This window comes from Sphingosinicella sp. (genome assembly GCF_052388015.1).
Taxonomy (GTDB): Bacteria; Pseudomonadota; Alphaproteobacteria; order Sphingomonadales; family Sphingomonadaceae; genus Allosphingosinicella.
The window spans coordinates 1-2,055 of record NZ_JBQTIN010000131.1 but is presented as its reverse complement, the minus strand read 5'-3'; the positions used below and the strand labels follow the sequence as shown (position 1 = coordinate 2,055).

General features: G+C 67.9%; 1 protein-coding gene and 1 pseudogene. Both read right to left on the bottom strand.

Annotation, left to right across the window (positions count from 1 at the left end; all coding sequences use genetic code 11):
- A pseudogene (locus ACT4N3_RS11160) lies at nt 1-729 on the bottom strand (urocanate hydratase); the annotation flags it as partial.
- 104 nt (nt 730-833) lie between these two features.
- A complete protein-coding gene (hutI, locus tag ACT4N3_RS11155; RefSeq protein ID WP_444855296.1) occupies nt 834-2,045 on the bottom strand; it encodes an imidazolonepropionase in 1,212 nt (403 codons plus the stop codon).
- Nucleotides 2,046-2,055: the final 10 nt, after the last annotated feature.

Sequence of the window (2,055 nt, the reverse complement as noted above, 5' to 3'; positions counted from 1 at the left end):
AATCTCCGCCGCATTGCCGAGCAGGCCGACCGAAATCGGCTCGTCGGCGGCGCGGATCAGCTCCAGCGCCTCGTCGATGCTGGTCGCGCGCCGGTCGAGATAGCGCGTCTCCAGCCGCTTCTGAATGCGGCTCTCCTGGCACTCGATCGCGATGCAATGCGCGCCGGCCATCACAGCGGCGAGCGGCTGGGCTCCGCCCATGCCGCCGAGGCCGGCGGTCAATATCCATTTGCCGCGAAGATCGCCGCCATGATGTTGGCGGCCCATCTCGACGAAGGTTTCGTAGGTGCCCTGAACGATCCCCTGGGTGCCGATGTAGATCCAGGAGCCGGCCGTCATCTGGCCGTACATCATAAGCCCCTTGCGATCGAGCTCGTTGAAATGGTCCCAGGTCGCCCAGTGCGGCACGAGATTGGAATTGGCGATCAGGACGCGCGGCGCGTCCTTGTGGGTCGGAAAGACGCCGACCGGCTTGCCGGACTGGACGAGCAGCGTCTCATCTTCCGCGAGACGCTTTAAGGTTGAAACGATCGCGTCGTAGCTCTCCCAGTCGCGCGCCGCGCGGCCGATGCCGCCATAGACGACGAGCTCCTCCGGCGCTTCGGCCACGGCGGAATCGAGATTGTTCATCAGCATCCGCATCGCCGCCTCGGTCGTCCAGCTGCGGCAGCTGAGCTCGGTTCCGGTCGGCGCGGCGATATGGCGGCTGTTGTCGCGTCTCGAATCCATCTCCGTCCTTCTTCCCCTCCCGCTCGCGGGAGGGGTTAGGGGAGGGGGTGTCTTTGATCAACAAGCCCTCCCCTCGATCCCCTCCCGCAGGCGGGAGGGGAGGGTTAGGCGTCCTCGCCCGCGAATATTCGCCGTTCCGGCCCGGGCAGGCCGATCCAGTAGGAAAGCTCGGCCGGCCGCTCGACCCGCCAGACGCAAAGGTCCGCAGCCTTGCCGGCGGTGACGGTGCCGATCTCCTCCTGCAAGCCCAGCGCCGCCGCGCCCTCGCGCGTCATCCCGGCCAGCGCCTCCTCCGGCGTCAGGCCGAACAGGGTGCAGGCCATCGACATGATCAGCGTCGCCGAGGTGACCGGCGAGGTGCCGGGATTGCAATCGGTCGCCACCGCCATCGGCACCTTGTGCCGGCGCAACAAATCGACCGGCGGCTTGTGCGTTTCTTTCAACGCATAGAAGGCGCCGGGGAGCAGCACCGCGACCATCCCCGCCTCGGCCATCGCCGCCGCCCCGGCCTCGTCGAGATGCTCGAGATGGTCGGCCGAGAGCGCATGATGCTCCGCCGCCAGCGCCGCGCCGTTCAGGTTGCTGAGTTGCTCTGCGTGGAGCTTCACCTTCAGGCCATGCGCCGCAGCCGCCTCGAACAGGGCGTCCACCTCGTCCGTCGTGAAGCCGATCCCCTCGCAAAAGGCGTCGACCGCGCTCGCCAGGCCCTCGCGCGCCGTCGCGGGAATCATCGTTTCCGCGGCGAGTGCGACGAATTCGTGCCGGCGATCGGCGAATTCGGGCGGCAGCGCGTGCAGCGCGAGCAAGGTACGCACGATCCGCACCCGCTCGCTCGTCGCCAGAGAACGCGCCGCGCGCAGCATTTTCAGTTCCGTATCGACGTCGAGCCCGTAGCCGGACTTGATCTCGACCGTCGTCACGCCGCCCGCCATCAGTGCCTTCAGCCGAGGGCGCGACGCTTCGACCAGCTCCGCCTCGCTCGCACTGCGCGTCGCTTTGACGGTAGAAAGGATGCCGCCGCCGGCCGCGGCGATCTGCTCATAGGTCGCGCCTTCCAGCCGCGCCTCGAACTCGTGCGCGCGGTTGCCGGCGAAGACGAGATGGGTGTGGCAGTCCACCAGTCCCGGCGTCACCCAGACGCCGTCCAATTTCTCGACGCTCTTCGCCTGATAGCCGGCCAGCTCGGTCCGCCGCCCGACGCGGACGATCCGCCCGTCCTGGATGCCGATCGCGCCATTCTCGATCGCGCCGAACGGCCCGGCGACACCCGGGTCCATCGTGGCGATATGGCAGTCGATCAGCAGGCGGTCCCACATGGCCTCGCCT